General features: G+C 69.8%; 5 protein-coding genes and 1 pseudogene. 2 read left to right on the top strand and 4 right to left on the bottom strand.

Features of this window, described 5'->3' with window-relative positions:
* Positions 1–40 precede the first annotated feature (40 nt).
* Entirely contained in the window at positions 41–2,068 is a 2,028-nt protein-coding gene (locus VM306_RS31270; protein ID WP_325521357.1) for an NB-ARC domain-containing protein, read from the top strand.
* A gap of 6 nt (positions 2,069–2,074) precedes the next feature.
* On the opposite strand, the gene VM306_RS31275 is transcribed toward VM306_RS31270, so the two are convergent.
* Together VM306_RS31275 and VM306_RS31280 are read right to left on the bottom strand one after the other, a co-directional pair.
* Positions 2,075–2,620 carry a DUF4232 domain-containing protein gene (locus VM306_RS31275; protein WP_325521358.1) on the bottom strand — a complete coding sequence of 182 codons (546 nt, stop codon included), beginning with the start codon at positions 2,618–2,620 and terminating at the stop codon, positions 2,075–2,077.
* A gap of 85 nt (positions 2,621–2,705) precedes the next feature.
* Positions 2,706–3,881 carry an SGNH/GDSL hydrolase family protein gene (locus tag VM306_RS31280; RefSeq protein WP_325521359.1) on the bottom strand — a complete coding sequence of 392 codons (1,176 nt, stop codon included), beginning with the start codon at positions 3,879–3,881 and terminating at the stop codon, positions 2,706–2,708.
* 66 nt (positions 3,882–3,947) lie between these two features.
* Between VM306_RS31280 and VM306_RS31285 the strand changes: the two genes are divergently transcribed.
* Entirely contained in the window at positions 3,948–4,478 is a 531-nt protein-coding gene (locus tag VM306_RS31285; RefSeq protein ID WP_325521360.1) for a methyltransferase domain-containing protein, read from the top strand.
* A 144-nt stretch (positions 4,479–4,622) separates the two neighbouring features.
* On the opposite strand, the gene VM306_RS31290 is transcribed toward VM306_RS31285, so the two are convergent.
* Together VM306_RS31290 and VM306_RS31295 are read right to left on the bottom strand one after the other, a co-directional pair.
* Positions 4,623–4,973 (bottom strand): MmcQ/YjbR family DNA-binding protein, encoded by a 351-nt coding sequence (locus VM306_RS31290; protein WP_325521361.1) that lies wholly within the window; start codon positions 4,971–4,973, stop codon positions 4,623–4,625.
* Positions 4,973–5,429, bottom strand: a pseudogene (locus VM306_RS31295) (serine hydrolase); the annotation flags it as partial. The pseudogene VM306_RS31295 and the gene VM306_RS31290, both read right to left, overlap by 1 nt.

The following is a 5,429-nucleotide window of genomic DNA, read 5'->3' on the forward strand; positions in this document are numbered from 1 at the left end:
GCTAGCGTGCGGGTTCCGCCGAGTCCACCGGAGAGCCCGAGTGAGTGTTGGTGTGCCGTCCGACCGCGGTACGACGTCCAACAACGTCGACTCCGCGGTTACCGCGGTCCAGGCCGGCGCGATCCGCGACGTGCACTTCCACGGCGTGCCCGATGGCGGGCCACGACCCGGTCTGGTGTCGACGATCGCGCCGATGGAACTGTTGCCGGGGAAGGTCTTCGGGCGTGATCGGCTCGTGGCGCACCTGGTCGGGGTCACCCAGCGCGCCGACGGCTCGCAGGTCGTGCTGCACGGCACCGGCGGGAGCGGCAAGACAGCGGCGGCCCTCGCGCTCGTGGACACCCTCGACCGCGAGTTCCCGGCCACCAGGGTGTGGTGGGTGGACGGGTCGTCGGAGAACAGCCTGTCCGCGGGGCTGCGCGAGGTCGTCTACGACGCGGACCCGCACCGCCGCGTCGACGAGGTCGTGCGCGCCTGGCGCGGTGAGGGATCCGCGCCGAACCTCCTGAAGAAGGTGCTGGCCGAGGCGCCCGGCACGTGGGCGCTGGTGATCGACGGCGTCGACGACCAACGGCTGCTGGCGCAGTGGAGATCGGCCCTGCAGCACAACACCGGCACCGTCGTGGTGACGACGAGGCACGGCAACGTCAAGGACTGGAGCCGTGCCGAGACGCACGAGGTGAACTCGCTGCACGAGGAGGCCGCGGTCGAGATGCTGCAGACGCTCGCTCCCTCCTCCGGAACAGCGGCCGAGGCACGCGAGCTGGCCTGCACGCTGGGGTACCTGCCGTTGGCACTCCGCCTGGCCGGCAGCTACCTCAACGCGGTCCTCTCGTTGCCCACCAGGGCGGGACTGGCTCTGCCGGACAGCTTCGAGCAGTACCGCCTGGTGTTCCACGGGCACTTCGGCGAGCTCGACCGCATGCACGAGATCGGCAGTGCGCTCGCCGAGCGCGAGTTGCTCTGCCGCACGTGGGAGTTGTCGCTCGACCTGCTCGCCGACCTCGGGATGCCGTGGGCCCGGCCGTTGCTGCGGTGGTTGTCGTGCTTCGAGCAGGCGCCGATCCCCTGCGACATCGCCAACGCGGATATCCTGACCGAGTCCTCGCTGTTCGAGGGCATCACGGGGATGGACCTGATCCACGCGTTCGTGTTCCTGACGAACTTCGGTCTGGTGGAACAAGTCTCGGTGCGCGACATGAGGTCGTCGTCGGTCACCACGAAGTGCTGGGTGCTGCATCCGGTGATCCGTGAGGCGAACCGGCACCAGCCCGACGTCCAGCGCGATGTCCAGGCGTATCTCGCGCTCTGCTACGCGACGCTCGACGGCTACACGAGCTTCCTCTCCACCGCGGTGCAGGAGGACCTGTCGACGTGGGCGGTGCTGAGCCCGCACTGCGAGTTCGTGGTGGAGTGGATCCACCGCGACGGGGCCAGACTGCCCGCGCCGGAGAACTGGGAGCTGCTGGGCACGAAGCTGTCGTGCGTGGTGGCGAGGTTCGCCGAACTGTCCGGCCAGCACGAGCGCGCCGAGGCGCTCTTCCGCCACGCGCTGGTCGTGCGGGTCCGGTACCTGGGCGAGACCCATCCCGAGGTGCTGGCGGCGCGCCGCAACATCGTGCTGTTGCGCTGGCGGCGGCACCGCTCCGAGCTGCCACTCGCCGAGCTCGTGCTGCTCACCGAGAACACCCGTGCGGCGCTGGGCGAACACGATCCGCTCACCATCGCGTGCCACCTCGATCTCGCACTGGCACAGGCGTCGCTCGCGGAGCAGGACGCGGCGGACCGGGTCGTGGACGACTACCGGGCCATCGTCCGGTTGAGCCGCGAACTGCACGGCCGCACCGAGACGACCGCGCTGTCGGCTCAGATGAACCTGGTGACCGAGCTCGGCAGGCGGGAGCACGAGTCCTGCGCCGCGGAGCTGCTGAGGCTGCTGACGATGATCGAGGAGGTGGAGAGCGCCCCCGACGTGGTGGCGCAGGTGCCCTTCCGCCTGGGGACGTTGCGCGCGGCCGTCATGAACCTGCTGCAGAACAGCCGTGGCTGGAGCGATCCGCAGGACTAGGCGGTCTCAGTGGTCGAAGGTCAGGACGCCCTGCGTGATCGGCTGCAACGTGCCGACCTTGGCCGAGCTCACCTTGATCTTGGTGGTGTCGATGACCTCCTGGCCGTTGGTGCCGATGATCGTCACCTTCGCGGGCGCCGAGCCGGGCAGCTCGACGCTCAGCACGTTGAGGGCGCGCGAGTCGCTGTCGTCCGACTCGAGCCGCACGCCGGCCCACGCGGTCTGCCCCGGTCGCAGGGTGATCGACGGGCCCTCGCCCGGTACGAGCTCCCGTTTCACCGGGATGGCCATGGGCACACCGGTCGGGTCGCTGAAGGAGAGCTTCGGCCAGCCCTGGACCGTGATCGGCGCGGTGCCGGCGTTCTTCGTGGCGAGCAGGCCCAGGCCCGGCTTCTCCTGCATCGTCAGCTCCGCCTCGAGCACCGGCTGTTGCTCGCCGGCGTTCGAGGAGGTGGCCGGGGGTGTCTGGCTCTGGCTGGCCGGGGTCGTGTTGATGGTCACGCACGCCGTCAGCCCGGCCATGAGAACGACAGCGAGGATCGTGACACGCATCGGCAAGCCCCCTGGTGGGTGGAGTTGATCCGCACATTCAACCGTGCCAGGGGCGCCGCGAACCTCGACCGTGCGTCTCAACAGGTCACAGCACGGCCAGGTCGACCGCCTTCGCCATCGCCTCGAAGCCCTTGTCGCCGGGGTGCAGGTGGTCGCCCTCGTCGTAGGCGGGACGGATCCGCTGCGGGTCCGCCGGGTCGCGGATCACGGCGTCGAAGTCCACGACCGCGTCGAAGTCGGAGCTGCCGCGGATGAACGCGTTCACGGCCTGCCGCACCGCCTCCAGCTCCTCGGTGTAGCTGTTCCAGCCCTTGAACGGCGTGATCGTCGCCCCGATCACCCGAAGCCCGCGGTCGTGCGAGCGCTGCGCGATCTGCTTCAGCGCCGCGATGATCGTGGCGGGATCGGTTTCGTGCGGCGTCTGCTGGATGTCGTTGATGCCCTCGAAGACGATCACCGACCGGACGCCGGTCTGGGTCAGCACGTCGCGGTTCAGGCGTGCCAGCGCGTTGGGGCCCGCCGAGCCGCCGTCGAGCAGGAGCCGGTTGCCGCTGATGCCCGCGTTCAGCACGCCCAGGCGGGTGTTGACGCGGTCGGCGAGCTGGTCGGGCCAGCGCAGGTTCGCGCCCCACGTCGAGTTCGCGCCGTCGGTGATCGAGTCGCCGAGCGCCACCACGCTGCCGCGCAACGTGGACGTCCGCACGTCCACGCCCGACACGAAGTGCCAGTTGGTGGTGCGCTCGCGGTACGGGGCCGCGGACTCGTCGGCGGTGTGGTTGCCGTCGCGGGTGAAGTACGAGTTCTGCATGGTCAGCTGGTGGTGCGTGACGGGACCGCCTGGTTCGGGCGTGAAGACGCTGACCAGCAGGTCCGAGTCGGCGGGCACGGTCAGCGCCACGCCGTCGCTCACGACGTCGGCGCCAGGCGGTGCCGTGATCGACTGCGAGCCGCCGAACGTGAGCGTGCGCATCGTGCCGGGCACCGCGGTGGGCGTGTCCGGGCCGGCCGCGCGTGCGACCGTGACCTGGCCGAACAGCACGGGCGTGCGGCCGTAGGCGTTGGAGAGCCGGACTCTGATCTCCTTGCCGCCGGCGCTCACGTGCAGGATGTTGCGGATCGAGAAGTTCGGATAGCCGTTGTCCGTGCCGGGCACGGCGGACGAGGGCGCGGTGGCCCAGGTGCCGACCCATCGGAGTGGTGCGGCGTGCGCGGGGGAGGCCGCCGCTACGAGCAACGCCACTGCCAGCAGAAAGCGCGTCATGCACTTGACCTTGGCAGCGCTCTCACACGGGCGGTATCCGCCGATCTTCGGATCTATGCTCACCGGGTGTGGAACGGAGCTGAGTACCAGCGCAGGTTCGACTCGCTCGCCGAGTCGGGGATGGACGTGCACGGCGAGGCGGCGTTCGTGCGCGCCTACGACCCCAAGACCGTCCTGGACGCGGGGTGCGGCACCGGACGCGTCGCGATCGAGCTGGCCAGGCACGGCATCGAGGTCGTCGGAGCGGACCTCGACGAGTCGATGCTCGCCCACGCGCGGGAGCGGGCGCCGCGCATCACGTGGGTCAGGTCCGACCTGGCCGAGCTCGACCTGGGCCGGACGTTCGACGTGGTCGTCATGGCGGGCAACGTGCCGCTGTTCACCGCGCCGGGCACGCAGGACGCGCTCGTCGCCGGTGTCGCGAAGCACGTCGGCGCGGTCCTGGTCGCCGGCTTCAGCCTGAACCGCGGCTACACGGCCGAGCAGTACGACGAGCACTGCGAGCGGGCGGGGCTCACGCTCGCGGAGCGGTTCGCGACGTGGGACCGGGAAGCGTTCCAGGGCGGCGACTACGCCGTGTCCGTGCACCGGCGGTAGGCCGCAGTCAGCACACCTCCGTCGCCGCCTCGACGAAGTCCCTCGCGAGGTGCGCGCGGTGCTGATCGAGCGACGGGGCAGGAGTGGATCGAGCGCGGTGTCGGCTGCCTCTGCTCCAAGTCGCCACAATAGCTTCAGTGTTGACTAAAGACAGTCCTCACCGAGGTGCGCGCGGATGACCTTCTTCGGTACACACATGGTCCAAGCGCCGATGACGAGCTCGGTCGTCTCCTCGACGTCCAGCTCGGCCATCGACGCGTGCACCCACTGGAACCGCATGTCCGACTGGCTGGGGAACGCGAACTTGACCGGGTCGCTCGCGACCAGCGCCTCGCGTTCCTCGCGCGGGTAGCCGAAGCCCAGCACGGTCTCGTCGCGGGACAGGGCCGCGTAGACGATCCGGCCCACCCGGAACTTCACGCGGTCGCGGATGAGGTGCTCGGTGGTGCGCGGCAGCGACAGTGCCACGGCCCGGACGTCGGAGACGGTGACCATCACGCAATCCTCCACGCGGCGGCGCCGTTGTGCAGGAAGTCGGCGCGACCGCCTTCGTCGGACCTGACGAGGGACAGGACCTGGTGCGCGGGCTCGGTGGTGATGATCGTGTCGTCACCGAGCCGGGTCACCTCGACACGGCGTCCGGGCTTGCCGTTGCGCGGGCGGTAGGTCAGGAACGCTCGCGAGCCCTCGGTGCTCAGGGTCGTGTCGTACAGGGTGGTGCGGTAGGTGCCGCACATCCAGTCTTCGACCGGGCGTCGTTCGGCAGGCGGGAACGGTAGCGGGCCGATCTCCCCGAGGGTGGCGCTGAAGATCTCGTGGGCTAGGGGTTCGGCGTTGGTGCTGTTGGTCAGCACGGCGACCGCGACTCCTGCTGACGGGTCGACGCGCAGGAATGCCTTCTGTCCTTTGGAGACACCGGTGTGGCCGGCAATGCCGTTGCCGTACAGCATC

The sequence above is a fragment of the Lentzea sp. genome, from assembly GCF_035525475.1.
Classification (GTDB): Bacteria; Actinomycetota; Actinomycetes; order Mycobacteriales; family Pseudonocardiaceae; genus Lentzea.

Excerpts from the sequence above, each read along its gene's own strand:
- VM306_RS31290 (WP_325521361.1), bottom strand. The coding sequence starts at position 4,973 with ATGGTCACCGTCTCCGACGTCCGGGCCGTGGCACTGTCGCTGCCGCGC.
- VM306_RS31275 (WP_325521358.1), bottom strand. The coding sequence starts at position 2,620 with ATGCGTGTCACGATCCTCGCTGTCGTTCTCATGGCCGGGCTGACGGCG.
- VM306_RS31280 (WP_325521359.1), bottom strand. The coding sequence starts at position 3,881 with ATGACGCGCTTTCTGCTGGCAGTGGCGTTGCTCGTAGCGGCGGCCTCC.